The sequence below is a fragment of the Rossellomorea oryzaecorticis genome (assembly GCF_038405515.1).
In the GTDB taxonomy this organism is placed as follows: domain Bacteria; phylum Bacillota; class Bacilli; order Bacillales; family Bacillaceae_B; genus Rossellomorea; species Rossellomorea oryzaecorticis_A.
In genome coordinates this window covers 158,306-183,231 of record NZ_JBBYAF010000001.1, presented here as the reverse complement: position 1 = coordinate 183,231, position 24,926 = coordinate 158,306, and the positions used below count along the sequence as shown (strand labels likewise).

The following is a 24,926-nucleotide window of genomic DNA, read 5'->3' as shown; positions in this document are numbered from 1 at the left end:
TCCAATAATAGATAAAGGAGTCCAGGTCAAAATAGACCCTGGCCCCCTTTTTATGATTGTATATGTTCAGAATGATGGCACTCCGCGTCGGCTGGACCGGGAAACCGGTCCCTCCCCATGCGGACTCCTTTATTTCTCGTTCTTTTTCAAAATCGCAAATCGGATGAAGATATTTGCAAATGCGATAAATCCTGCACCTACAACCAGTCCGATCAGATACGCCCAAATGTTCTCAACCAGCGGCCATCCCCATACAGCCGGCAGTGGATACCATTGAACGGCACCTAGAGTTACTGCAGTTACAGCACCAAGTATGGCACCGATGATGTTGATCGGAATCGTGATCAGCGGGTTCCTCAGCATGAATGGAATCGCACCTTCACTGATCGCGATGAAACCAAGCAGTAAAGAAGTGTTCCCTGCTACACGCAGGTTCGCGTCAAATACGCGGCGTCCTACAACGTATTTATCAATGACCGTTGCGAGTCCCAATCCGATCGGCGGGATGACAATTGCCAACACACGTGCCGTCAGCGGGTAAATCTGGTCTGCTGCAAGTCCGATTGCAATCGCACCGGCGGCTTTGTTGATCGGTCCTCCAAGGTCAAACGCGGTAGCCGCTGCAATGATACTTGCCAATACAACGTTTCCAGCGCCTTGAGCTGCCGTGATCCATTCGCTTAGTAAAGCATTCAATCCTCCGAAAACAGGATCGACAATATAAAAGTTCAAGAAGAAAATCGTCAGAACCGAAATCGCCGGAATGATCAGCATCGGCTTCATGGCGATCAGATTTTTATTCAGCTTGATTTTTTCATTTAAGAATTTAGAGACATAACCGGCCGTTAAACCAAGAATCAATGCACCCAGGAATCCTGAAGGAATACCGCCTTCGACTCCCCAGAATGTGTAATGAAGTCCTGCGGCAAAAACCCCTCCGATGAAACCTGAGACAAGTCCGACACGGTCGGCGATGGAATACGCAACGAACGCACCGAAGATCGGATACATGAACTTAAAGATCATGCCCCCGAATTTATCGAGGTGATGCAGGATGACGAACAGTTCGTTCGAATGAGTCGCAAATTTGATGTCATGGATTTGGTCTACAAGTCCAAACGGCATTGCCGCCAGTTTCGCGATTCCCATCATCAGACCCGCTGCGACAAGGACCGGGATCATGTAGGAGATACCCGTCATGACCGCCTGCGTTATTTCAGAAAGTAAGCCTTGCTTGCTGCCAGATGATGCTGCCATCTCTTCTTCACCTTCGTCGCCAACGACTGTTCCATCCGGGTTCGTTAATGCGCGGTTCAGGATGTCTTTTGCATGCTTCAACGGCTCTGCCACACGTGTCTGCACATATGGCTTCCCTGCGAATCGTTCTTTGTTCTTTGGAGCAATGTCGGTTGCAAACACGACAGCATCCGCTTCTTTTAAAATAGCTCCTTTATGAGCATCTTCTATCCCGTTCGCACCCTGTTTCTCGGTGAGGACGCGGATACCCATCTCGCGGCCCGCTTTTTCCAAAGCCTCCGCCGACATATACGTATGTGCAATCCCTGCAGCACATGCTGTGATGGCAAGGACCGTTTTTGTATATTCCTGAGGTGCTTCAACCACTGTTTCTTTGCGATCCAATGCTGCTAAAAATTCTGCCGGAGTCGCTGCGTTCATCAGGTTGTCGACATACGCTTTGTCCATCAGCCTTGTGCTCAGCTCGGATAGTACGCTTAAGTGAGTCGAGCCTGCTTCAGCATCCGGGATCGCCAGTAGGAAAACCAGTTGCACCTTATTGTTCGGGTCAATGCTTTCCCATGTATCGATTCCATTTTTGAGTCTTGCCACGGCGAATGCAGCTTTCTTGACGGAACCGCTCTTCCCGTGAGGAATCGCAAGTCCTGCTTCGAGTCCGGTCGGCGAAATCTGTTCCCTTTCAAGTACTGCTTGTAAAAAATCTTCTTTAGAAGTAAGTATGTCTTTTTGGTATAATGCCTCGACAAGAGTTTGAAGAATCTCTTGCTTCGATGTTGAATCCACATCGAATATGACAAGCTGTTCATCTGTCATTTTTCTTAATTCCATTGAGGTTCACCTCTCTATTAAAAATTTGTCTGTGTTAAACACCGCTGTTGATTTCCGTGAAAGACTTCGCTTTCCGCGGGTGACCCGTGAGCCTCCTCGTCGCATGCGCTCCTGCGGGGTCTCACATTGGCCACTTCTTCCGCAGGAGTCTTCGTCTTCCACTCCAATCAACAGCTAGAACCAGCTAATAACTACAATAAGTTTTACAGAACTAAAGCATTTGTTATGAAATCCCTTACAATCTATTTATAACATGGCGAATCTTGTCGAAACGGTACATAAAAAGTATAATTGTACAGAATGAAAGCACTACCATGTATAGTGTCCTAATAGGACTTGAAAATTGTAGATATACTAGAAAATATCAAGCGTTATGCAAAGGAGTTTATTATGGGGAAGGTACTGGATCGGTTCGCATCGTCAATCGGGGAACTTACATACGCAGAAAAGCACGTACTCTATTACGTTGAGGAACATTTAGACACGGCTAAAAATCAATCGCTCACAGCGATGGCGGAGAGCAACAGCGTCAGCACGACAACAATTGTCCGGATGTGCAGGAAGCTCGGGCTTGAGGGCTTCTCTGAATTTAAGTTTGTCTTGAAAAGCATCGATGAAAACGTGGGGCCGGCGGAGAACATGCTCGACCGCTACAGCCAGGATATGGGGCGGACCCTGTCCTCCCTGCGAGTGGAGGAGCTTGAGAAAATCAGTGAGCAGATCCTGCAGGCCGGCAGGGTCATGATTGTCTCGGTCGGATTGACCAAAATGGTCGGGGAATACTTCAGCAAATTATTCATGCAGGTCAACAAGCCGACCTCCTATGTGTACGAATCACATATCATCGACCTGCTCCCCAACATGGTGCAGCCAAATGACCTGATCGTTTTCATCTCATCAAGCGGCGAAACGAAAACGATCGTCGGTGCGGCAGAGAAAATCCGCTACAAAAATGCAGATACACTCGCCATTACGAACTCGGCCGACAGTACCCTGGCCAAAATCACACGCAACTCCATTAGCGCCGACGTACAAAAAGTACAATTCGCAGGCTACGACCTGACCCCGCGCTCCACCATCGTCGTACTCATCGACTTGATCTTTGAGTTCTACTTGAAAAAAGTGATGAAGTAAATGAGGGACGGGCCTTTACCAAGTTAAAGGCCCGTCCCAGACCGCTTTAAAGTACGAAAGCATGTGCCTTGGGGGCAGTTCCCTTGTCCCAGCCCCCTCCCCAATCCAATCAAACGTTTGTTTAAACTCCTCAACCCCTGCAGCACCAATGATTGAACTTGTTAATCAAACGTTTGTTTAAATTTTCCGAGACGCAAAAAGAAGCAAAGCATCCGCCTTTGGATGCTTTGCTTCTTTACTACACTAAAAGCCCGTCCCTCGCTCCTTTAAAGCGTTAAACGTGCGAAACGATCAATTCCAGTTGACCTTCGATTTCAAACGTTTCAATGTCAGCCGGCAGAATGAAGTGGTTACCTTTTTTCAATGTATAAGATTCTCCCTGCACTTTCAGTGTACCTTCTCCATCCAATACACTCGCCAATTGAAAGGGCTGATTCTGTACAAACGAAGCATGTCCATCAACCCGCCACTTATAAACTGTAAAATACTCAGCCTTCACAAACTTCGTCACTTCAACCCCGTCACGCTCCTCGACAGCAGGCTGCACATCCGTATTGCGATGAGGGATCGTCGTCACTTCAATCGACTTCTCAATGTGAAGCTCGCGGGTATTCCCTTCAGCGTCACGGCGGTCATAATCATACACGCGATAAGTCGTATCAGAGCTTTGCTGAGTTTCCAACACAAGCGTACCTTTACATAAAGCATGGATGGTCCCGCTCGGCACGTAGAAGAAGTCACCAGGCTTCACCGGAAGGCGGCGGAGCAGATCATTCCACTCGCCATTTTCAATCATCGATACAAACTCTTCCTTCGTCCCTGCCGTATGACCGAAAATCATTTCGGCATCTTCATCACAATCAATGATATACCAGCACTCGGTCTTCCCAAGCTCGCCGTTTTCATGCTCCTTCGCATATGTATCATCCGGATGCACCTGCACCGATAAATCCGCATTCGCATCCAGAATTTTCGTCAGCAGCGGAAATACCGGTGACGTGTGGCCGCCGAATAATTCACGGTGCTCATTCCAAAGCTCGCCGATCGTCTTCCCGGCAAACTCTCCATTCACAACCGTACTCTGTCCGTTCGGATGGCCTGAAATCGCCCAGCATTCCCCTGTTTGATCCGAAGGGATGTCATAATTAAATTGATCCTTTAACGCCGTACCTCCCCAGATTCGTTCCTGGAATACGGGCTGTAGAAATAGTGGTTGGTTCATAAGTTCCTCCTGAATCTTCCCTGTTAAAGGGATGTAAAAATAGATTACTGATGATTGTACTATTTTCTCTTCTGCTTTAAAAGGTGTAATGTCATCCTGACTCTGATCATTGCCGCATGGGACAAGGTCCCTGTCCCCGCGTCCCACTTCGGCCCGTCCAATTCCTTTATTTAACCAATCCAATCGCACCCGCGAGACCAGCATTATCACCCAATCCAGGCGGCACGATATACTCATCCATCTTTTCAAGGATTTGTTCACTCTGAACATATCCTCCAAGAATCTCTTTCACTTTCTCTCTCACCAGCGGATAAAGCTGAGCTTGCTTCATGACACCGCCGCCGACGATCACCTTCTTCGGAGATAAAATAAGCACATAATTCGCAATCGCCTGAGCCAGATAATAAGCTTCCAATTCCCACACTTTAGGGGAATCCACTAATTCCTGACCCTTCTTGCCCCATCGATCTTCAATCGCGGGACCTGCAGCAAGTCCTTCCAGGCAATCACCGTGAAAAGGGCAGCGACCATCAAATGAATCCTCTTCATGCCGCCTCACCATAATATGGCCCATTTCCGGATGCGTCAGCCCATGAATCAGCTTTCCTTCAACTAATGCCCCTACACCGATCCCGGTTCCGACCGTCATATACAGACAGCTGTCCAGACCTTTTGCCGCTCCCCATAGACTTTCTCCGAGAGCTGCCGCGTTCACATCCGTATCGAATCCGATCGGCACGTCAAAATGCTTCTTTAATTCACCGACAAGATCAAAGTTGTTCCAATGCGGTTTTGGGGTGCTTGTGATAAAACCGTATGTAGAACTTGACTCATCGAGATCCACAGGTCCAAATGAGCCTACACCAAGGGCATCTACTTGCTTGTCCTTGAAAAACGCTGCCACCTCGGCCAGCGTTTCCTCCGGGGTCGTTGTTGGAATCGATACCCGTTCGGTTATTACGCCGTCTTCATTCCCAATTCCGCATACAAATTTCGTTCCGCCTGCTTCTATCGCTCCAATGATCATCATGACCCTCCCATTTACTATTACCTTATTTGATTATTCTTCTGTCTATATTAATCATAAAGAGGAGAACCGTCAAAGCGTCCTGCAGCAAGAGAACGTCCGATACCGACATTCATTTTCAAAAATAAACCGCTCTTCATACCTCCAGCAGCGGACCATAGATTTGAAAGAGAGCGGAAGGAATTAATCCATGCTTCCCTAGTCTCAGCCGATGATGCGCTGCTAATCTAGAAAAATCATTTACCACCTCACTCCTTTAAAAATTCCGGAATGACCCAGGCTGATTTTCACATACACTTCAATGTTGCAGTTTCCACGCCCCCCTTTGAAAAGATACCTAGAAAATGAGGAGGATGAAGAATGAAAGGAAAAGTCTTTTTCCTGGGAGCCGTCATTCTGTTTCTATTATCAGGCTGCGGCGATCCCGTGCAAGATGATTTGTTGAAGTATGTCAATGAGGACTTAAAAGAGCTGGCTGTATTAGAAGAAGATGCCATAGCTGAATATGACACTGTGACAGGTGATAACTATGTGGACGACTATACAACCTATGTCCATATTGAAGAAGTGGTCATGCCGATGTACAAGGATTTCCTCGATCAGCTCGAAGAAGTGAGGCCTGCCACTCCTGAGGTACAGGAGGTTCATGAACGCTACATCGAAGCCGTTAATTTGCAAAACAATGCCTTTCTAAAGATACTGGCCGCCCTTGAACAACAGGATTATGAAATGATAGCTGATGCCAATGAAATGCTGGCCGATGGAAGAGCGGGGATGCGAAAATACACGAGTGAGTTGGAGCGACTGGCTGATGAGCATGATGTGGAATTGACGGAGTAAGTGATTAAGTGGGTCTTTCTGACATTCAACACATGTACCTTGTTCAATATTCAGATAAAGATGGTCTATTCTGTCCCATTATAAAACACTTCAACTCATACTTTCGTATCCCACTGCGTCCAAATACTATCCATTATGTGGTACTCTTTAGTTCTATGTGAATGAATGGCTCAAAAAAGGAAGCCCGAGAACAATCCTCGGGCTTCCCAGTGCTCAAACTTTCAAATCAACTATTACCTCCACCTCAGGTTCAACTTCATCAAGCAAAGGCGGGAAAATTTCATCCCCAGCCGTTTCGGTTTGATTAAACATGAAGGAGCTTCCCAAAATCCCAGTAGTCAATAAAAGTCCAAGTAAACATTTTTTTATCATTTTTCTTCCTCCTACTATTTTATGTTTGTAATCTCTTTAAATATTTATTTGCAAGTGAATAATAACGAGCTGACTTTTTATACTTGCCGTTTTCGTAATAATACTCCCCAATAAAGGTAAGGTATTCAGATAATAACCAGAATTGATCCTCTTCTTCAAACGCTGGTAAAATGGCCTTTAGTAACTTGTTATCCAACCTGTCAATGTCACCATTATATAACCTGTCCAATATTTCATATTCCAATTGCAGAATGTCGCTTACCTTATCGCTATCAGCCAGCTTCTTATACCCGGATGTTAGCGCTTTCTTGGCTTCATGGACCATTCTTGAAATATAATATTCCTTACTTAATGAAATATAAGTATTGCACACATCCTCCGTCCGGCACTCAAACTCTAAGCTGTTTTTAAAATGGCGGATGGCCAAGTTCGAGTTACGAAAGTGGGAATACAACGTGCCAAGATTATGCTCGATCGTATGCAGGATTGAAGTGTAACCTCCCATCAGCGCAATTTCTCTTGCTTTTTTGTATTCCTCGATTGCCTCAGAGAATTGATTTATACGTTTGTGAAGGATTCCCAATAAGATATGACAATTGGCGCACTTCTTGAAATCATATACAGATTGATAGATTGACAGGGCTTTTTTCGTATAGTCTATACTCGTTTGATTCATATTCAATTTTCCTGTAACCAAACCTAGAGAGTAGAATAAAGACGACTTTTCTCCAAGGGGAATATCAATGAATTCAGAGTATTTCTTTGCTGCTTCAAAATGTTCGTATGCACTGTTGAATTCTTTATGTATGTATCTTATCGTTCCTTGGAATTTTTCATAATAGTATAGTAAGGGGTAATCCATGATGAATTGAGACTCTCGAATATTTTCCAGAAGATTGTAAGCTTCTTCATGCCTCTTTAGTTCTATATAGTATTTAACAGAAAAAAGCTTAAATTTAATGAGGATGATCTCGCTGCTCGTTAATGACAGTTGTTGTTTTAATTCCTTATATTCACTTGCCGCTTCTTCTATATCCCTTGTACCGATTGACTGAAACCAGTCGTCGATTCTGTTGGAAAGTACTTGTTCGAAGCTTTTATCCTTGTTATAAATCCCTAGTCGTTTTAACAAGGCCCTCTCTACTTCCTTACTGGGAGTTAAACTATCATTTTCCACTTTAGAAAGATACGATACCGAACAGATCCCTTCTGCCAGACCTGATTGCTTAATCTTCTTTAACGATCGAACATACTTTATACGTTGGCCTAAAGTAAAATGATCTATTCCATTCAACTCCTCTCTGAAATATGAACTATAAATCAACTAAATAATAACAAAATTACCAGTTATGTCAAACCTCTTACAAGCTTCATAAAATTGCGCAGTAGCGCATTTGAGAAAAATATTATCTATTTTTTTCATAAACTTGAACAATCATATACAATAACCCTTCAATCTGGAACGTTCTGCAGGGATTATTATTCAAATGATTGACTTCAACTCGAAAAGAATAAACTTTATTAATAAATCACTGTGTAAAAACCTCTCATAACCCCATTAAAATATAACTAAAGCCCCTATTTTTACCCATTAAAAGTAAAATATGATATGTTTAACGGGACTTAAGCCTCTCGTTATGACAGAAATAACTGGCTTCAGACAAGATTTGCAGTGAAAATGACAACTTTTTGAATAAATTGAAATGTTTTGTTCTTTGATATACTGAAGTCGTTATAGTATAGAACAAAAAAGGAGGAAATTGGAAGATGGGTGCAAAAAAGAAAATTGCAAGTACTTTAGGTGGATTGGCAATGGCAGGCGCTATGATCTTGGGAGGAACTGCAGGCACTGCGAGTGCATACTCAGATTCAGTGACGGATCCAATCAGCAGCCTTCCTGGAAATGAAATTCAGTCGAATATCTGGATGAGTAATACGTATTTTTATCAAACTCAGCGTTATCAAGTAAGTGCTAAATTCTTAGGATACAACCCTCCAAATGCAGACTGGATCAAAACCGCATGGACGATTAAAGCGAATGGTCTAGGAGTGAGTATTGGCGGTGTAAGTGGTGGAAGTGCTAGTGGAAATACATTGTCGGGAACTTGGACAAACTACAATAACTGGATTTCTGACTACTCCGGCTCTTATAATATCTCCGGGGTCCCAATCAGCGGATCTGGTAACAATACAGCAAGTTTCTTAGCAAGAGGCGTTAAACAAGGCGCAACAGCTTCAATTTTCCGATTCTATTAATAGCTGTTACCCCTTTATTTAACAACCTAAACTCTAAAAAGAATTATAACATATCTTAATCGATATCTGTACTATAACCTATAGAAGTAAATGCTCAAGTGGGCATTTACTTCTATTTATTCATCTTCCCTTACTATGATGAGAAATAAAAGAAGAATCACCTATCTTATTATCATAATCGCGACAGTGGCCCTTTTCAGTTATCAATCTTTATTTAACCAGTCAGTGGCTCTCAGTAAAAATAATAAAGAAGCGCTGGGCGAACAACTGGCAGGGATCAGAGAAGCGGTTAAATCTGACCTAACCAAGAATACCCAGATTTTCTTGACCTATCCGGTCGAAGATTCTAAAGATGAGTTCACTACTCTATATACATATTTATCATTAGGGCTATTAGACAAAAACCCGCCTAAGAACGTATGTAAACAATTCTCCTATGAACTATCGAAAGAAGAATTCATTCAAACAAAAGAAAGCTTTTATACAGGAATTGAAAGATTATATTATTCTATGAAATTGATTGAACTATGTAATCAGGAAGAGATTACTGAACGAACGATTAAAGATGCAGAGGTTTCCACAAAAAAACTTTATCATTCAACCTATTATAAGGAAGGGTATTTCCTATCTGATGAGTTTAAAGAATTCAAGGATAAGGAAGGATACGAAGAGGTTAAATTCTTTCAGACGCATATGATGCTCAAGCTGGGTAAAAAAGCGAATATCGATTTCTCCCCGACAAAAGAGACCATCGCCGAGTGGCTGAATTACTTTATCAAGGATAGAAAAGATCCTCTCTTTATACGCCATTATATTGAGTCTATGAATCTGTTGAATATAGATCCCTCCCCTTCCATCATAGATAAATTGAGTTATGATTCAATTATTCAAAAAGACTATTATGAATTCAATGATTTACTGACCATCGAGAGTTTAACAAACATGCACATGAAAAAATGGGTTACTTTAAGTCCTGAAGAACTGTTATCCATATTACAGAAAATAACCGGCAGTCACAGCCAGTTTGCAAATATCCAACAGCAATATTACGTTCTTTCGATTTATTCACACCTTGACCAATTGGACAAGTATTTGCAGAAAGATAAATTGATCGACCAGTATAAACGATATGTTTATCCTGATGGAATGATGCCCTTATTCTCACAAACATCAAATCCGTACAGCACTTATTACAGTATGGTCGTAGCCTTGAAATCTGCAGAGGAGGGTGATGTGTCCGCCATTCAACTGCAAAAATACCTCTCAGGCTTTTTGAAAAGGACTAACGTTGAAGATTTGATGGACTTGGATGCTTTTGAAATCCTTAGTTATATACATCTGAAAGAGTATGTGGATGATTCCTTTCAACATACGAAAGAGGCAGAAATCGTCGCGGAAGCAATAAAAGATGAACTCCCTTCTCGAGTCAACGCAGGGAATATAATAAAAACAAGCTACCTTATTGACTCACTAGCTTTATTGGAGGAAGATTTAAACGAAGACGAACTCCCAGAAAACACCTCGGAAATAATCAAGAATCTGAGCCAAGGAAAAACAAAATTGTTCGATAACTCTTCTGACTTTTCTAACCTGCTATTTGTTAATAGTCTGGCAGCTACGGGAAAATTCTCGAAAGAATTAAAGGAGGTAGTACCCTACGCAGCTAAAATAAAGATTGATCTATCAAGTCAGGTACCTGCTTATGAACTATACCAAAAAACCTTATTTCTAAAAAGAATGGGAATAGAAACAGATGATAATAAAATTGCCGATCAGTTGATTAAACTTCATAACGGATTGGGCTACAAACTAAATGAAGAGCAAAGCTTTAAAAGCTTCTATGCCACCATTTTTCTCAACCGTTTAAACCATATCTTATTAGGTGAGGAGATTCATCATGACCAATAAACCATTAATGAGTGTAAAAAAATTAAGTAAGAACTATAAACTCAATGAGCAGGACATTTCCATATTGAGAAATGTCGACCTTGAAATTCACGAAGGGGAATTAAATGTCATCATGGGGCCATCCGGTTCCGGCAAAAGCACACTGCTAAGCATGATGGGGCTATTGGACCTGCCCTCAGGGGGAGAAGTTCAGCTGATGGGTAAAGAGATTTCCTCTTATTCTCATGAGAACCTTACCGATCTGAGAGCAGAGTTCCTTGGATTTGTTTTTCAAGATTATCACTTGGTACCGAATCTTTCAGCTCAAGAGAATGTGTCACTCCCTCTTCTCTTGAATAAAGAAATGACAAAAAAAGAGAGGGAGGAACATAGTCAAAAGCTATTGCAGAGCGTAGGATTATCACACCGCTGCTCTCACTTTCCTTCTTCCCTATCCGGAGGGGAGAAACAACGCGTCGCCATAGCCCGTGCATTATCAAATCAACCGAGGATCATCCTGGCAGATGAGCCCACGGGAAATGTCGATACCGAAACCGAATTGAAAATCATTGAAATCTTTCAACAGTTAAAGAAACAAAAAGTGGGAATGCTGATCGTCACCCATAATGAAATCTTCAAACAATATGCCGATCATTTATACACCCTTAACCAAGGGGAACTCGAAAAGGTGGTGTAATAATGAAAACAACAGACTATTATTCACTCGGATTCAAAAACTTCCAAAGAAACGGCAAGAAAAATATCGCGCCGATTATTATTATCACCGTTGGAATTTTACTATTCAATATCATAACGAGCTTTTTCACCAGCATCACGTCAAGTGTGAACGAAACGGTAGTAGACAATTCAAGCTTGAAGTTTATCCATGTCTCCTCTGTTGATGGCGATATGAAAGACACAGACCTTGAAAAGCTCAAAAATGTTGAAGGTGTACATAGTGTATTCCCAAGGACGGAATCATTTATCGGAATTGAAAATAATAAAGAAAAAATCACTACGACGCTGATAGGGATTCCAGATAACTCCATCCAATACTTTACGGATGAAAAAAACCTGTCACTCTCAGATAACGGGATCCTTCTCAACAAAAATATAGAATCCTCCCTGGAGAAAGGTGACCCGACTAAGATCAGTTACACCGTAAAAGTGAAAGAAAACGAAGGGATACGCAAAGAACTGAATGCAACCATTCAAAGTAAAATTGAACCTCCATACCTGATCAGCTTTCCGGAGGACATCTCTGTCGCGAGTATAGAACTCGTTCAAACGCTAAATGCAGGTTTCCTTGGTCTCACCCTTGAGGAGTACCTCCAGAACCCAAGATATCAAGAAGCAATCGCCATCGTTCCAGATATTAATGCAGTAAATGAAGCTGCAAACCAATTTGATGAAATGGGCTATATGACAAATTATTCACTGAAAGCTTCTAAATCCATCCCTGTTATTGCAAAAATAATCGGCAGTGTCGGAGGTATCCTTGTTATTGTACTTCTCGTCTTTGCAGGAACCAGTATTGCATCTATCATCAATCAGTCACTGCGCAGCCGTTACGGTGAAATTGGCATTATGCGTGCAATTGGTTTTAAACAAAAACAATTGATTAAATTGTTCACTGTGGAAGTAACCATCATATCAATTATTTCATTCTTCTTATCCATACTATTGAGTTTTATCGCCCTTAAAGTAATTGAACAATATGTCAACAATCTAGGATTTGCAGACTATACGTTTATTTTGTCAATCAGTGCTTATCAAGCACTTGCCAGCCTGGCCGTCATATTCCTCGTAAGCTTTCTAGCAAGTGCTTATCCGATTAAAAAAGCTTCCTCCATCCAGGTCACCGATATCTTGAAAGGGGCTTAAACCAATGACCGAAAAATTTCGTTGCACCATGATATTAATAGGATTAGCGGTCCTTCTCTCCGGCTGCTTCTCTGATGGTCAAAAAGTATCTTCCAATTCCATAAATTATTTAAATGGAGAAGACACCGTCAGCTTATTCGATTTCGATAAGAGCAAAGTGACCGATCAACTAAAGCTTAAAATCTCTTCCGAATTTCCTTTTGGGAGAACAAGTATCAACCCAGTCGAAAAAACAACATTGACGATGATTCTAAATAGTGAAACGAACGGGTATCATTATTATCTTCAATCCTCGGAATCTTTCAAGGAAATCGGGAAGGTGGATGAATCAATCTATGGAGGGGTATATACAAACGGGCACATCTATACCATTGTATACGACAAAGAAGGGACAATATTAAAAAAGTTCGACCCTGAAACCTTCAAAGAAAAGTCTAAGTGGACATTAAAAGGCGACCCCGAAGCAATCGTGGCTGACTATAACACAGGGACAGTCTATGCCCTGACAAGAACAGATGACATTCTTCTCTATACCGTAAAGGATCAGGAAATCACTGAGAAGAAGCTGCTCGACAACAGCTATGAAATAAATGCACAATTTGAAGATAAAACGTTAATCGTTTCGATCAGCCAGCTCGTAAGGCAAAATGGCAAAGAAACAAACAATAAAGAAGAAAAAAGGATTGTATTCTACGATACGGATCGTGAAAAAATAACGAATACCTATACGACAGAGCACCCGCCAAAGTTTGTGATGCCGAGTGAAAATGGGTTACTCGTCTTTTCCGGCACGCCAAACAACAATTATCTTGAAGAAATCAATGACGAAAATGAAATAATTTCAAGCAGTGAATTAGAAACAACGGAAATATTCGGACTGGCAGTCCACCAAGAGCATAAATACATGGTGGCACGTGATGGAATTTATGAAGTGAAAAACGGGCAAGTATCCTTAATTGAAAAAAACGAGGTACCTGATTCAGTTGATCTGAGCATACAATAAGGAGGCAGCTATGAAATATCTCTTACAATATACCTTGCCGCTCATGCTTTTATTTACACTGGCAGCAGGCTGTTCATCAAACCAAAATTCAACCGTCAAAAACATGGAAACTATCGAATATAAAGAGATTTCCCACCTGGAAAAAACGAGTCTCGGAAACAACTCCGCGATCATCAATTCCGTAACAGCACTGACTGGTGGAGAGATCCCACACAAAATCGAAATTTCTTCTGATACATTGCAGATAGCCTATGACTTGGAGAAATTCAATGAGGAGAACGAAGAAAGCGCATCTTATTGGTATGATTCAAACAATCAGGAACGCAACTCTTCCTTTAACAGCGCTATCCTGTTTACACTTGTTGAAAACGCAAATCTATTAGAAGTTACCTTCAAGGGGGAATCCACAGAAACCCATTCATTCACACGTGATGAACTTGCAAGCACGTTAAACACCTCTTTTGAAACTTGGGATGAAGAAGCATTTGAAGAGTACAAAACTGCATTTAGTGAATGATTGGCCTGTGATGGAAGAGAGAGCTCATTTTTGGGCTCTTTTTTTTGCCGCTTCACTGCCCCCACTTCCCAAGAATCGCCTTCATATAACTCGATCACTGCTTCCCCTTGTTCAGAAGCCTTTTTCCTCGCTTCCACAGCCAGGCAGTTGGAAAGCTTTTCACCCTGTCAAAAATTAAAAAAATGAAACCAAAAGGGACCAAGGAACGTATAATCAATTAATAAAATGAACATCGATAAAGGGGTGGACGTCATGAATAAATGGCGAAAGAAAATGAGGGAAAAGAGAAAAAAGAGAAATTACGGAGAACGATTTACCGTATTGGATTTCCTCCTTGAACTCCTCTGCTGGATACCGGAAGTACTTATTTTCCCTTTCAGAATGGTGTATTGGCTGTTTAGGGGAATAGTTAAATTATTTGGGGAAATGTAATCCTAATAGCAGCTAACTGAAATGACCGCCCATAAATATCCCTTTGTTGTATTGTCCTCCCATCCTAAACATAAACCACTCCCATAATTACAGCAATCACCACAAACGGCACCGGTATAATAGGGATCATCCCTAAAAAACCCAAAAAATTACCGGATTCGTTTCTATTCATAATCAAATAAATAATATTTGGAATCAGAGCGAGGATCACCAATTGGATTATTGCTGTCGAAACACCGTTGATATATGCGCCGCCATCTTCTCCTAGAAAAATGGCTGCAAATAATAAGAATGACAGTACAATATACATCGGGAAAATTTTAATATTGAAACGTATGTATTTTTTAAGCATAGCATCACTCACCTCTACTTTAAATTCAACAGAGGGAGAATAATTTCCCCCTTCGCGCCTTTAGGTTAATAAAAGATTTTATAGAATTGAGTTGAAGAGTGAGAATTTTTATCTAACGCCTTCTCATAATAAGGTTTAGGATTCCTGATAGCTGCGACTAATAAGTTTTTAAATTTACGAATAACAACCAACTGCTTTCTCACTCCATTTCCATATAACGCAGTATAAAAGACACTCCCCCCCTTGTGCGCTTATATAACCTTACGTTAAAAGTTAAGAGATGTTGTATTCTTATGAAAAATTTTAGACGAATGCTAAAAATGAGGCCAGCGGCTCACTACTTCGCACTTATGGCTTTCTCATCCGCATTAGGTGGCTCAAAAGTATGGACTACGGCTCATTCGGTCTGCAAAGTAAAAGAATCAAGAGAACTCCCCCCCCTTTCTTTAGCCTCTCCTTCACAGGAATGTCTGAACCCCCACCCTCATAGACTTATAGAAAAGAAGGGAGCTGGTCTCAATGCTTGAGTGGAGTGCCGTTATTGCAGCCGTCGCGTTTACCATTCTTGTCATCTATTTGATTTTGACATTAAGAAAAGTAATGACAACACTTGCTGAAACGAAAAAGACGCTGGCTGACACCCGGACAGCTGTGAATGGCATTACAGAAGAAGCAGAAGAACTGATTCATACAGCCAACCAGATTTCCGTGGATGTAAAGGGAAAAATGAAAGCCGTTGATCCTTTGGTTGAGTCCGCTCATGATGTGGGGGAAATCATACACAATGTTACAAGTTCGGTAAAAAGAACTGCACTGCAAAAGAACAATCCCAAAACCATTCATGCGCAGGAAAGCAAGCCTGTCCAGATTAAATTGAAGTAAGCAAAAAGAGGTCGGGCGAGCTGGCCTCTTTTTATTTGGTTGGGGGCTATCTCCTTTAAACTTGGTCCGCGTCCCAATGACATCGCCACTCTCATTGCAAACAAGCATCGGTCGGTACCAATACAGGATTTCCGCCAGTAATGTAATCGCCACAAAATGCACCTTCCCGCTCGAAAACGTAATATTCTTTTACCACAAATGAGGAACCAGATTCCCCTCGATCTTCATATCCCTAACCTGATCCACTACTTTACAACCTGATTTCATAAAAAAATTCCACCCTTCCATATTTAGTCACACTAGATATAAAGAAAGGTGGAAAAAGGACACCCTGAGAATGAAATTTATTAATTAAACGTTTGTTTAGTTGCAGAAAAGGCTGTTTCATAAGGGATTCAGAATTAAATCAAACGTTTGTTTAAAAGATGCTCTCAGCCATTAATTTTATTCTTCACGATTCACTTATTGTTCGGGCTGAAGAATGTTTCTCACTATGCGGTCTATGCTTGAAGGGCATCTTTTGATTCTTTTACAGAAGCATCAGGCAAGCCTACAATGACGAAAGACCCATTCCCCTGCATGACTCTCACTTCAACACTTACCTTATAGCCTTCCAACCCTTTAAGTCCGACACCGGTTACTTTACTGGTCATATGAATTCCCCCTTTATTTTTTCAAGCTTATTTTCAACATAAGATTGGTAATTCAGGTGAACAGGTTCATTGAAATAAGAATATGTTTTGGTGGGATCTGTATGTGGATTCAGAGTGTAGGAAATATAAGAGGGATAACTACTCCAAAGATAATCTTCAGAACGCTCCACCATGTTGGCCTGCAATGGATTTCGGTGGATGTAGCGGCTTACTTCCAGGAAATAACCACTGGATTCAATCAGCTCGGCTTTATACCTTCCTTGAAAGATATGGCCATCTGTATTCATCCGTTGGTTCAGATAGACGGCATAACGAGAATGAAGGGTCTTCATGATGTATTGAATATGATGATGAATGGTTTCTAGTTGGAGATGAATGTGATTGGTCATCAAGCAATAGGAGTGTAAAACAAAGGGGTAGATCGAGCGGACATCTTCGAGGATGTGTAAATACGTGAGATAATCGGTTTCATCAAAAAACAAGGGACTGCGCTTATTTCCTCTGGCCGTAATATGATACGTAGCACCAGGATACCAAATCCGAAGCTTCCTGGACATTTCATTCCTCCTCCCTAAAACAGAACGTATGTTCTTAATAATTATTACATTTACTTCAACTACTTGTCAATATATATCAAAACAAAAAGGCACCTCTCCTTAAGAAGCGCCTTCTTACAATACTAAAACTCATTTTAGCGCATTAACGCTGGAAACTTTAGCTGAGTGGGGGTCAGACCCCACTTTCATACCGGGAGTGAAATCTATCCCTTTGGCCTTGGACTTTCTCCTCGTTATACTCATCCACAAAGTAAAGAGGGCGGTTTTTGGTCTCATTGAAGACCCTTCCTAAATACTCTCCGATTATGCCTATGGTCAATAATTGTACTCCTCCGAGGAACAGGATAATCACCATCATGGAAGGATAACCCGCAACTGATTCACCAAAGTACAGGGTCTTGAAAATAATCCAAATCATATAAATAAAAGCAGACAAAGAGACGAACACTCCAAAAAAGGTTGAGATCCTTAGAGGAAAAGTGGTAAAGGAAGTGATTCCTTCGAGAGCCAGTTCAGCCAGCTTCCAATAATTCCACTTTGTTTCTCCCGCTGCTCTTGGATTGCGGTCAAACAAAATTTCTTTTTTATTATAGCCAATCCAACTGAACATCCCTTTAGTATATCTTTGTGTCTCTCGTATTGTTTTCAGTGCTTCAATACACCTTCTGTCCAATAACCTGAAATCTCCTGTATCAGCTTGAAGCGGGATCCTGGTAGATTTCTGCAAGGTCTTATAAAACTTGGCAGATGACCATTTCTTAAACCAGCTCTCTCCCTCTCTCGTCCGGCGTTTGGCGTATACATCATCATAGCCATCTTCCCAATAGTTAATCATCTCAGGAATGAGTTCCGGCGGGTCTTGAAGGTCCGCATCCAGAATAATGACAGCGTCCCCTCTCGCATAATCAAATCCTGCGCTCATCGCAGTCTCTTTGCCGAAATTGCGCGAGAGGTCCACAAAACTTACTCTCGGGTCTGTTTTTCTCATTTCTTTAATGATCTCCAACGTGCGGTCTTTACTGCCATCGTTTATAAAAAGAATTTCAAAATCGTATTTGTCAGCTCTGCTCATGACAGTATTCAGCCGCTCATATAACTGTTCCAATACATCCTCTTCATTATAGGCCGGAATAAGTATGGTGATCAATTTCATTAGTTTCACTCTTTCTGTCTTGATCGATTATTTTTTCATCTTTGAAAATATTTCTTTGCACTCCTGCGAAATACATTGCTTCCATCTTTTCCTATACCCACCTTTGAAGGAAACTACCCAATTAATCCAATTCCTTCTTGCTGAGCCGAGCTTTATTCCTTCTTAGAAGGAGGAGGACAATCCCGGCCAAGCTGGCTGTTGAAACAGCGGCTCCGATTGCAAATCCCTCCGGCGTATACCTTAAGGTTACCTCATGCATTCCTTCTTTTACAGAGATACCAGTAAAGGCTGTATGCACGGGAAATGTATCCACTTTTTCGCCATCAAGATAGGCCTGCCAACCTTTTGAGTAAGGGATGGATAGGTAAAGAATGGATGCTCTATCAGCTTCTATTTTTCCTTTAACAACATTATTTTCCACTGTTACTTCTCTAAGTGGGTGTGCTTGAAGTTCTTTAACAGAGCTTTCATAATCATTGTAGTTTCCTAACGTTGCTTGAAGTTTCTTCAATAGAAACTTGCCCGGAAGAATCGTCACTTTCATTTCTTTTGAACTTAAATCCTGCCCGAAACGGATTCCGACTCTATCGGCTGTGCCTGTATAGGAGTACTGAGTCACAACATATTGAGTGCCGCTCATATTCTTTCTCATGGTGTAGGCCCGTCCATCTTCAACTTCTGCCTTTATTGTTATTCCCTCAGTCTCGGTATATGGCTGGAATTCCGCGTAAAGACTCAATTCACCTAAATCATGAGGAGCAAGCGGGATTGTGAGCACAATCGGCTGTTCTGATTCCACCAGAAGACCTTCTTCCTGGGCAGTAACTTTTGTTTCTTTATTAAATTGAGCCTCTTCAAGTTCACCGATTATTCTGTGTGTGAGATCTTTCTTGGTGGTTAACCCGCTTTCTTGGAATGCTTTTTTCGGGATAACGGCATTGTTAAGCATAATTTCTTCTTGGCTGCTAAATTCTGCATTATTTAAATCCTGCTCCGTAATGGCATGCTCGTACAAAAAGCCGATGGGCAGCCAATTCTGACTTTCTTGGACGATGAGATCATCTTCTGCGACAATATCCTCATATCCATATAAATTTGTCCGGCTGCCATTGAATGAGACATAATATTTATTGCTTAGAAGTGTATTCATGATGGTGCTATTGGGATAACCCCTTAGGAGATTCAAACCTCTTCCACCCAGCTGGGCCAAATAATCCATCTCAAACTCCTGCAGGTTCCACTTTATTAGCGAATTATAAGCATAGAAAGAGTGGTATCCATAAGTCATGGACGAATTATGGGCAGTGATGCCTGGGTAGTTCATGGTCAATCGATAGAATTCTTCTTCCTCTAAATACTCCAGCGCTTTCTCTACCTCTGCGTTCTGATAAAGCGTCTCGTACCCTTCTTCTGTCATTAATGGGAGGGTTCCCCACACCCCTTTATGTGCTTCTGTACTCTGCTCCCCACTGCTCTTGGCAAGAAGGTCAGTAACCAAACTCCAGGGGTTCAGCATACTAAATACTGAAACAAACGCTAAAGCAGACGCAAAAAAAACTCTCTTTATATACTTGTTTTTTATATAGGAATAAAGAATAAAAGCAGCTGAAAATAAAACCGGCATCCACTTCAAGTACTCATCATAATGAGTGAAGGGGTGAAGCTCCAGCCAAAAATACATACTAACAGCAAGAATAGCCAGAAGCAGTGGATTTTTAACCTCCCTGAAATCCACTTTATCGAGTGAAATGGCTGCCAGCATAATGAAAAGGGTGTTGAAAACAAAGAAACCCCTGAATTCATGAGGGGAGCTTAACCCTCCGACAATACTATTAGCCTGCTGGAACATGATCAGGATGAGAAGAAAAATTCCCATCAAGCCATACCAAAAATTTCTTTTTCCATTTATAAACAGAATAGGGATAGTGATGAATGGGAGAAAATTCATCCCGCCATCCCACATCAACTTGCTAATTGTCTCCTCGAAGGTAAGCCACGGTTGGAAATCCAATGTGTCCGGCCGGACAAAAAGATTCGATTGGAATAATCCAAACGCAGACGGCAGGAAAATGACCATGGAAAGGCCCAGCCCCAGCAGGTAAACTCCGGAAAGTTTTAAATGGAATACAAAGAACCCTTTTGCGCCTCTTGGATAAATGGTCTGAGCAAAAAACCGAAAAACACTATAAATGGCGAGACCTAAAGTAATCATAAAGAGAAAATAGAAATTACTGATTCCAGCTAAGAACAAAAATAGAATCAGAACCAAGCTATTTTTAGTTTTAAGATACTTCTCATACCCAAATAAGATAAACGGAAAAAAGACCGCCGCATTTACAAAGAAGTAATGAGAATAGAAGTATTCAAAATAGAGTATGGCGAAACTGTAAGCGATACCTGCCAGAAAAGAAATCGGTCTTCTAATTTCCAACTCTTTTAAAAATACGTACATGCCAAGAGCCATCAGCGACAGCTTCAGCATACTGACCGGAACGAAAGAGTGCGGAAACCACTCTGTTGGAAACAATAGCAGCGGCCAGATGAAGATATCACCAAGCATATAATAACCAAACTCATTCCAAAAGCTTCCTCCGGGACCATAACTCCAACTCCAGAAGGGCATCTCCCCGCTCCTCACCAAGTCGTGAAATAAATTGAAGAAGTGAATATACTGTTCCTTGATGTCCCCTATACTGGAGATATAGAAAAAGGGGCTTTCCAGCACCCGATAAAAAATCAGGCTGCCCATTAATAAGGTAAAAATGAATAGAATTGGAATGTAAACATCGATATTTTTTAACCTTTGAATCATCTTATCCCCCTGTTGAATCTGATTTCCCCCGCACTAACCCTCTTGGGTCAGAATTATTTTGGAGATGACAAAAGTAAACGGAATGGCCAGCGCCGAAGATAAAAGCGGTGCCACGTTTTCACTGAGCGCAAGAAGGTCCACAAACACCCACATTGCCAAAGTAGAAATGAGGATATTCACTACATAAGTCATAGGGAATTGAATGAATTTCCGAAATGTGGGCTTTGTTCGATAAGTAAAGTAGGAATTCAAATAAAACGAACCTACCATGCTGATGACAAATGAAATAATATGGGCTGCCATATAATGCCAATCCAACAAATGAAAGAACAGCAAATAGAGGATATAGTAATTGAAGGTGTTAATAAACCCCACTATAACGAATTTCCAGAATTGCGCTGTAAAAATAAACATAAGATACCTGCCTCTTCTAATCTAAAAAAATTAAAACCTTAGTGCTAATTGTTACTCTTATGAAAGTTGCGCACCATATTTAGGGGAAATAAGCATCATTGATCATTGTAAATCCCTTTGACTATAATAATACTTTTCTTGGTAAATGAAAACCCGAATGCATAGGATTTAGTATACATTACGGTAAGTAAGAGTTTATAAGGAGAAGAAATCACGGTAAATGAGGGGAGGACTATATTGAACTCTATAAGAGGGGCAAAGGGACAGGTTAATTGCCCTTGGTAAATATCGATCTTCCGTGACAAAAACAGCAGGATATGCTGTCGAAAAGCAGTCAATATCTGGAATAACGTGACCAGCCCGAATACAATCAAAAAGATAGAAAGGCTATTCTTCATTTGATAAGGGATGATCTCATCCATCAGGATTTTCGGGAAGAGACTGAGCAGAATCCCGATCCCGCTCAACAGCAGGGAAGCCAGGATGATCAGCGTCAATAGTTTCTTCTGGGATAGGATGAGCACTTTGAATAAATCGAACATCCCGGTATCTTTGTATGAAACCTTCTCAAATTCACTATTGGGGACCATCAATACGAGAACACCCGTAAACAGCTTATCGAATTCTGAAAACTCAACCTTCATCAATCCCCTGTCTGGATCCGCAATCACAAACCGGTTATACTTGGTCATTTTATGGATTACCACAAAATGAATAAGGCCTTCCTCCGTCTTATTCTGGGCGATCGCAGGAAACGTCATGTCTCTAGTAATCTCAAAGGTCGTGGTGCGGATGGCCTTCACATTGAAATGAAGCTTCTCCAGCCCGTCCACAATCCCCTTCACACTGGTTCCGTACGCATCCGTCCCTATGATCTCCCTGATTTTCATAATGGAATATTCACATTTATACTTAAGCAATATCGGCGATATCGCCGCGGCTTCACAATCCGAAGCGTCATGCTGCATCGTACAGGGATAGGACTTAAATAAACTCAACGCTCTCCACCTCAGTCAATTGGCGCATGCTCATAAAACGGCCCCCCTCTATAAGATTTCAGGAGGATACAAAACCACAAATCACTTGCATGTGCATTCGTTCATCGAAGAATACATCATTCATTACAAGAGCCTGCAAATACCTCTCGCTCATACTATAGCAGTATGACAAAATTCCTGTAATTTCGATTAAAAGGGGTTCATTCGAGTATAAGAAGGGACTGGGTGTGGACTCTGGATAATCAATAAAATTTATAAAAATACTTATATTTTTTGGTTTTATTTGGAAATTAAAAAGCGAAAGGAGGGAAAGGCCGATGTGATGATATTCAGTCATACTGGTGCTGATCTGATAGAGGTTCAAGACTTCAAGCTATGCTTCTCGAGCAATGTGGGCAGGATGGAGGAATTACATCCTGCCCAATCTTTGAGGTTAAGCCCAAAATCACTCCAATATTAATAAATTAATATTATTTCTGCAATAACTAGAAAATTTCGCCAAAAATTTATAGTATAATCAATATGTACCACGACCAAAGGAGGATTAATAAATGAAAGCGAAATTTCGTAATGACGCAGGTGTAACAAAGGAGGTCAAAGTGGGCTTCAGCTGGACAACATTCTTTTTTGGGTTTTTCCCAGCACTTATAAGAGGCGATCTAAAGTGGGCTGCTATCATGTTTATCACGGCTTTTGCAGTTGGAGCGTTCACTCTTGGATTTGGAGCATGGATTCCCGGTATTATATTTTCTTTTGTTTATAATAAGATTTTCATTAAAGATCTACTTGAAAAAGGATACCGCCCTGCTGATGAGCAAACACAAACAGAACTTGAATCAAGAGGGATCATCTCCCCTGTTGCCAAAGCAGTTTAATAAGAACGAGCTGATTATGTGTTTCATAATCAGCTCGTTTCTTATTATATAGAATTAAATATTCTTAAGAATCCATTTTGCAAACTAAGAATACCCCCAGCTCAATAATGCATTTCCCCAGGTTTCTCTATCATGGTTCTCTGACATCCGTAATATACCAAATACGATCTTTCTTCTTCAAATGGAACACAAGGTTCTGAATTTCACTGTCATTTTTGGATTCTGTTTTAACTTCAGCATAGACCTTTGCTTCCGTCCGTAATAAATCCATTTCACTTCCCTTTACAACTGCATACATACGAGATCCCTTGTAGCCTAATACATCTTCTGAAATCGGCAGGAAATCTATTAACAGTTCGGCTACATCCACTCCCAGAACTGCCTTACTGATGGAACCCGTAAATTTCAATGCTGATTTCATCTTATCGACTTCCGGGTTCTTAACCATATTGAACATCTTATTTATATCTTGGCGATTATAGGCATCCATAAAGGCATCGACACGATCTTCAGGTTTTTCAAAATACCCCATATACGAAAGGAAGACGCCTGCACATACCATAGCAACTAGAAACAGCTTAGCTCTCTTCACTCTTTTTCCCCTTCATTCTGTCATTTTCTTTGTTTCTATCTTCATTTTTCTCTACGCTTAAAATGCTGTCCCCCTAGAGACAAAGGACAGCATTTTAGTACAATCATATACTCTTATCAGCTAACTTTGATTTTAAAAACCCATATTAAACAATGACTCGATATCACTTACAAAATCCATCACACTTGTACGTACAATAAAATAAGTGATCAACATGGAAACGGCAGAAGCCCCCACCGACCAGTAAACTCCATTGACGGGCTTTTTACTTTTTACTGCCCTGTCATACACAACGAGAGAAGGCATGATAACAATGGTAAAGAGCAGCGATACTCCTGTAAGAAGAAGTGTAATTTGAATAGAACCCATCAATCCAAAGAGAATTGCCGCTACATTCAGAGAAGCGAATGGAATGAGGATACCACCGAATCGGGCAAGTAATTCTTTAACTGTAAATCCTTCTGCCATGAGTTTCGCAGCCAGAAATACACTGATGAGTGCTCCAATGATAAAGAGGAGTGAAAATAACATTAAGGATGAAGCAAATTGGAAAAATGGCAGTGATTGGCCCCCCATCTCGTCTCCAGAGAATAAACTTCCAAGACCTCCAAACATCTCTTTATAGAATTTATTTGCAAGAAAGTAGATGCTGATTGATAGAGCAATAACAAAGATACCAATCGTGATGACCCCGTTAAGGAATTGATTTTCCTTACCCGCTAATGCGGTGGATGGCTTCTTCAGTACTTCTAATGCATAGTTCCAATACTTTGAAACTCCCTCCTTGGCCTTCATTAAGTTTTCATTCGAGTTCATAGCGGGAACTGGCTGGGCAGCAGCTGCAGTCTCAGCATGAGCGGCAGGCTGCGGTTGACCGCCTGTTCCTGTTTCCATCAGATTTGTTCCACATTTTCCGCAGAATTTCCCTGTACTCTGCTCATTTAAACAACTAGGACATGTAATCATGTTCTGTACCTCC

At 41.3% G+C, this 24,926-nt stretch carries 25 protein-coding genes; 11 read left to right on the top strand and 14 right to left on the bottom strand.

Going from position 1 to position 24,926, the window contains the following annotated elements:
• Nucleotides 1-129: 129 nt before the first annotated feature.
• Nucleotides 130-2,085 (bottom strand): fructose-specific PTS transporter subunit EIIC, encoded by a 1,956-nt coding sequence (locus tag AAEO50_RS00870; RefSeq protein WP_341979410.1) that lies wholly within the window; start codon nucleotides 2,083-2,085, stop codon nucleotides 130-132.
• A gap of 390 nt (nucleotides 2,086-2,475) precedes the next feature.
• Between AAEO50_RS00870 and AAEO50_RS00865 the strand changes: the two genes are divergently transcribed.
• Complete coding sequence (locus tag AAEO50_RS00865; protein WP_341979407.1) at nucleotides 2,476-3,219, top strand: MurR/RpiR family transcriptional regulator; 744 nt, start codon at nucleotides 2,476-2,478, stop codon at nucleotides 3,217-3,219.
• Nucleotides 3,220-3,493: 274 nt separating this feature from the next.
• Here AAEO50_RS00865 and manA read toward each other — a convergent pair whose 3' ends face one another.
• Nucleotides 3,494-4,441 (bottom strand): mannose-6-phosphate isomerase, class I, encoded by a 948-nt coding sequence (gene manA / locus AAEO50_RS00860; RefSeq protein ID WP_341979486.1) that lies wholly within the window; start codon nucleotides 4,439-4,441, stop codon nucleotides 3,494-3,496.
• A 166-nt stretch (nucleotides 4,442-4,607) separates the two neighbouring features.
• A complete protein-coding gene (locus AAEO50_RS00855) occupies nucleotides 4,608-5,468 on the bottom strand; it encodes an ROK family protein (RefSeq protein ID WP_341979405.1) in 861 nt (286 codons plus the stop codon).
• A gap of 360 nt (nucleotides 5,469-5,828) precedes the next feature.
• On the opposite strand from AAEO50_RS00855, the gene AAEO50_RS00850 reads away from it, so the two are divergent.
• Nucleotides 5,829-6,308, top strand: a complete 480-nt coding sequence (locus tag AAEO50_RS00850; RefSeq protein ID WP_341979403.1) for a hypothetical protein — start codon at nucleotides 5,829-5,831, stop codon at nucleotides 6,306-6,308.
• Between the two features lie 213 nt (nucleotides 6,309-6,521).
• On the opposite strand, the gene AAEO50_RS00845 is transcribed toward AAEO50_RS00850, so the two are convergent.
• Both AAEO50_RS00845 and AAEO50_RS00840 read right to left on the bottom strand, forming a co-directional pair.
• Nucleotides 6,522-6,680, bottom strand: a complete 159-nt coding sequence (locus AAEO50_RS00845) for a hypothetical protein (protein WP_341979401.1) — start codon at nucleotides 6,678-6,680, stop codon at nucleotides 6,522-6,524.
• A gap of 19 nt (nucleotides 6,681-6,699) precedes the next feature.
• Nucleotides 6,700-8,004 carry a helix-turn-helix transcriptional regulator gene (locus tag AAEO50_RS00840; protein ID WP_341979399.1) on the bottom strand — a complete coding sequence of 435 codons (1,305 nt, stop codon included), beginning with the start codon at nucleotides 8,002-8,004 and terminating at the stop codon, nucleotides 6,700-6,702.
• A 443-nt stretch (nucleotides 8,005-8,447) separates the two neighbouring features.
• Between AAEO50_RS00840 and AAEO50_RS00835 the strand changes: the two genes are divergently transcribed.
• The 7 genes from AAEO50_RS00835 to AAEO50_RS00805 all read left to right on the top strand — a co-directional run bounded on the left by AAEO50_RS00835 (nucleotide 8,448) and on the right by AAEO50_RS00805 (nucleotide 14,659).
• On the top strand, nucleotides 8,448-8,936 hold the full coding sequence (locus AAEO50_RS00835; protein WP_341979397.1) for a hypothetical protein: 489 nt from the start codon (nucleotides 8,448-8,450) through the stop codon (nucleotides 8,934-8,936).
• Nucleotides 8,937-9,071: 135 nt separating this feature from the next.
• Nucleotides 9,072-10,844 carry a hypothetical protein gene (locus AAEO50_RS00830; RefSeq protein ID WP_341979395.1) on the top strand — a complete coding sequence of 591 codons (1,773 nt, stop codon included), beginning with the start codon at nucleotides 9,072-9,074 and terminating at the stop codon, nucleotides 10,842-10,844.
• The gene (locus tag AAEO50_RS00825; RefSeq protein ID WP_341979394.1) at nucleotides 10,834-11,520 is read left to right on the top strand and encodes an ABC transporter ATP-binding protein; all 687 of its coding nucleotides are present in this window, start codon (nucleotides 10,834-10,836) and stop codon (nucleotides 11,518-11,520) included. Before AAEO50_RS00830 ends, AAEO50_RS00825 begins: the two co-directional genes overlap by 11 nt.
• 2 nt (nucleotides 11,521-11,522) lie before the next feature.
• Entirely contained in the window at nucleotides 11,523-12,707 is a 1,185-nt protein-coding gene (locus AAEO50_RS00820) for an ABC transporter permease (protein WP_341979392.1), read from the top strand.
• A gap of 4 nt (nucleotides 12,708-12,711) precedes the next feature.
• Entirely contained in the window at nucleotides 12,712-13,710 is a 999-nt protein-coding gene (locus tag AAEO50_RS00815) for a hypothetical protein (RefSeq protein WP_341979390.1), read from the top strand.
• A 10-nt stretch (nucleotides 13,711-13,720) separates the two neighbouring features.
• Nucleotides 13,721-14,227: a DUF4825 domain-containing protein gene (locus tag AAEO50_RS00810; RefSeq protein ID WP_341979388.1), complete on the top strand. Its 507-nt coding sequence runs from the start codon at nucleotides 13,721-13,723 to the stop codon at nucleotides 14,225-14,227.
• A gap of 225 nt (nucleotides 14,228-14,452) precedes the next feature.
• A complete protein-coding gene (locus AAEO50_RS00805) occupies nucleotides 14,453-14,659 on the top strand; it encodes a hypothetical protein (RefSeq protein ID WP_341979386.1) in 207 nt (68 codons plus the stop codon).
• 64 nt (nucleotides 14,660-14,723) lie between these two features.
• Here AAEO50_RS00805 and AAEO50_RS00800 read toward each other — a convergent pair whose 3' ends face one another.
• The gene (locus AAEO50_RS00800; protein ID WP_341979384.1) at nucleotides 14,724-15,023 is read right to left on the bottom strand and encodes a hypothetical protein; all 300 of its coding nucleotides are present in this window, start codon (nucleotides 15,021-15,023) and stop codon (nucleotides 14,724-14,726) included.
• A gap of 507 nt (nucleotides 15,024-15,530) precedes the next feature.
• Here AAEO50_RS00800 and AAEO50_RS00795 point away from each other — a divergent pair.
• Entirely contained in the window at nucleotides 15,531-15,893 is a 363-nt protein-coding gene (locus tag AAEO50_RS00795) for a DUF948 domain-containing protein (RefSeq protein ID WP_341979382.1), read from the top strand.
• A gap of 500 nt (nucleotides 15,894-16,393) precedes the next feature.
• Here AAEO50_RS00795 and AAEO50_RS00790 read toward each other — a convergent pair whose 3' ends face one another.
• The 6 genes from AAEO50_RS00790 to AAEO50_RS00765 form a co-directional block, all read right to left on the bottom strand.
• Nucleotides 16,394-16,546, bottom strand: a complete 153-nt coding sequence (locus tag AAEO50_RS00790; protein ID WP_341979379.1) for a hypothetical protein — start codon at nucleotides 16,544-16,546, stop codon at nucleotides 16,394-16,396.
• Entirely contained in the window at nucleotides 16,543-17,103 is a 561-nt protein-coding gene (locus tag AAEO50_RS00785; protein ID WP_341979377.1) for a transposase, read from the bottom strand. The genes AAEO50_RS00790 and AAEO50_RS00785 overlap by 4 nt, the downstream gene beginning before the upstream one ends.
• 172 nt (nucleotides 17,104-17,275) lie before the next feature.
• Complete coding sequence (locus AAEO50_RS00780) at nucleotides 17,276-18,256, bottom strand: glycosyltransferase family 2 protein (protein WP_341979375.1); 981 nt, start codon at nucleotides 18,254-18,256, stop codon at nucleotides 17,276-17,278.
• A 121-nt stretch (nucleotides 18,257-18,377) separates the two neighbouring features.
• Nucleotides 18,378-21,068 carry a YfhO family protein gene (locus AAEO50_RS00775; RefSeq protein WP_341979374.1) on the bottom strand — a complete coding sequence of 897 codons (2,691 nt, stop codon included), beginning with the start codon at nucleotides 21,066-21,068 and terminating at the stop codon, nucleotides 18,378-18,380.
• Nucleotides 21,069-21,101: 33 nt separating this feature from the next.
• A complete protein-coding gene (locus AAEO50_RS00770; protein ID WP_341979371.1) occupies nucleotides 21,102-21,482 on the bottom strand; it encodes a GtrA family protein in 381 nt (126 codons plus the stop codon).
• A gap of 95 nt (nucleotides 21,483-21,577) precedes the next feature.
• Complete coding sequence (locus AAEO50_RS00765; protein ID WP_341979369.1) at nucleotides 21,578-22,480, bottom strand: cysteine peptidase family C39 domain-containing protein; 903 nt, start codon at nucleotides 22,478-22,480, stop codon at nucleotides 21,578-21,580.
• 551 nt (nucleotides 22,481-23,031) lie between these two features.
• On the opposite strand from AAEO50_RS00765, the gene AAEO50_RS00760 reads away from it, so the two are divergent.
• Nucleotides 23,032-23,355 carry a DUF2628 domain-containing protein gene (locus AAEO50_RS00760; RefSeq protein ID WP_341979368.1) on the top strand — a complete coding sequence of 108 codons (324 nt, stop codon included), beginning with the start codon at nucleotides 23,032-23,034 and terminating at the stop codon, nucleotides 23,353-23,355.
• 130 nt (nucleotides 23,356-23,485) lie between these two features.
• Here the strand turns inward: AAEO50_RS00760 and AAEO50_RS00755 are convergent, their stop codons facing one another.
• Both AAEO50_RS00755 and AAEO50_RS00750 read right to left on the bottom strand, forming a co-directional pair.
• Nucleotides 23,486-23,947, bottom strand: a complete 462-nt coding sequence (locus AAEO50_RS00755) for a hypothetical protein (RefSeq protein ID WP_341979366.1) — start codon at nucleotides 23,945-23,947, stop codon at nucleotides 23,486-23,488.
• Between the two features lie 132 nt (nucleotides 23,948-24,079).
• Nucleotides 24,080-24,913, bottom strand: a complete 834-nt coding sequence (locus AAEO50_RS00750; RefSeq protein WP_341979364.1) for a DUF6574 domain-containing protein — start codon at nucleotides 24,911-24,913, stop codon at nucleotides 24,080-24,082.
• Nucleotides 24,914-24,926: the final 13 nt, after the last annotated feature.

What these genes read in the sequence shown, in the direction of transcription:
- AAEO50_RS00870 (WP_341979410.1), bottom strand. Translation starts at nt 2,085, where the DNA reads ATGGAATTAAGAAAAATGACAGATGAACAGCTTGTCATATTCGATGTG.
- AAEO50_RS00865 (WP_341979407.1), top strand. Translation starts at nt 2,476, where the DNA reads ATGGGGAAGGTACTGGATCGGTTCGCATCGTCAATCGGGGAACTTACA.
- manA (WP_341979486.1), bottom strand. Translation starts at nt 4,441, where the DNA reads ATGAACCAACCACTATTTCTACAGCCCGTATTCCAGGAACGAATCTGG.
- AAEO50_RS00855 (WP_341979405.1), bottom strand. Translation starts at nt 5,468, where the DNA reads ATGATCATTGGAGCGATAGAAGCAGGCGGAACGAAATTTGTATGCGGA.
- AAEO50_RS00850 (WP_341979403.1), top strand. Translation starts at nt 5,829, where the DNA reads ATGAAAGGAAAAGTCTTTTTCCTGGGAGCCGTCATTCTGTTTCTATTA.
- AAEO50_RS00845 (WP_341979401.1), bottom strand. Translation starts at nt 6,680, where the DNA reads ATGATAAAAAAATGTTTACTTGGACTTTTATTGACTACTGGGATTTTG.
- AAEO50_RS00835 (WP_341979397.1), top strand. Translation starts at nt 8,448, where the DNA reads ATGGGTGCAAAAAAGAAAATTGCAAGTACTTTAGGTGGATTGGCAATG.
- AAEO50_RS00830 (WP_341979395.1), top strand. Translation starts at nt 9,072, where the DNA reads ATGATGAGAAATAAAAGAAGAATCACCTATCTTATTATCATAATCGCG.
- AAEO50_RS00825 (WP_341979394.1), top strand. Translation starts at nt 10,834, where the DNA reads ATGACCAATAAACCATTAATGAGTGTAAAAAAATTAAGTAAGAACTAT.
- AAEO50_RS00820 (WP_341979392.1), top strand. Translation starts at nt 11,523, where the DNA reads ATGAAAACAACAGACTATTATTCACTCGGATTCAAAAACTTCCAAAGA.
- AAEO50_RS00815 (WP_341979390.1), top strand. Translation starts at nt 12,712, where the DNA reads ATGACCGAAAAATTTCGTTGCACCATGATATTAATAGGATTAGCGGTC.
- AAEO50_RS00810 (WP_341979388.1), top strand. Translation starts at nt 13,721, where the DNA reads ATGAAATATCTCTTACAATATACCTTGCCGCTCATGCTTTTATTTACA.
- AAEO50_RS00805 (WP_341979386.1), top strand. Translation starts at nt 14,453, where the DNA reads ATGAACATCGATAAAGGGGTGGACGTCATGAATAAATGGCGAAAGAAA.
- AAEO50_RS00795 (WP_341979382.1), top strand. Translation starts at nt 15,531, where the DNA reads ATGCTTGAGTGGAGTGCCGTTATTGCAGCCGTCGCGTTTACCATTCTT.
- AAEO50_RS00790 (WP_341979379.1), bottom strand. Translation starts at nt 16,546, where the DNA reads ATGACCAGTAAAGTAACCGGTGTCGGACTTAAAGGGTTGGAAGGCTAT.
- AAEO50_RS00785 (WP_341979377.1), bottom strand. Translation starts at nt 17,103, where the DNA reads ATGTCCAGGAAGCTTCGGATTTGGTATCCTGGTGCTACGTATCATATT.
- AAEO50_RS00780 (WP_341979375.1), bottom strand. Translation starts at nt 18,256, where the DNA reads ATGAAATTGATCACCATACTTATTCCGGCCTATAATGAAGAGGATGTA.
- AAEO50_RS00775 (WP_341979374.1), bottom strand. Translation starts at nt 21,068, where the DNA reads ATGATTCAAAGGTTAAAAAATATCGATGTTTACATTCCAATTCTATTC.
- AAEO50_RS00770 (WP_341979371.1), bottom strand. Translation starts at nt 21,482, where the DNA reads ATGTTTATTTTTACAGCGCAATTCTGGAAATTCGTTATAGTGGGGTTT.
- AAEO50_RS00760 (WP_341979368.1), top strand. Translation starts at nt 23,032, where the DNA reads ATGAAAGCGAAATTTCGTAATGACGCAGGTGTAACAAAGGAGGTCAAA.
- AAEO50_RS00750 (WP_341979364.1), bottom strand. Translation starts at nt 24,913, where the DNA reads ATGATTACATGTCCTAGTTGTTTAAATGAGCAGAGTACAGGGAAATTC.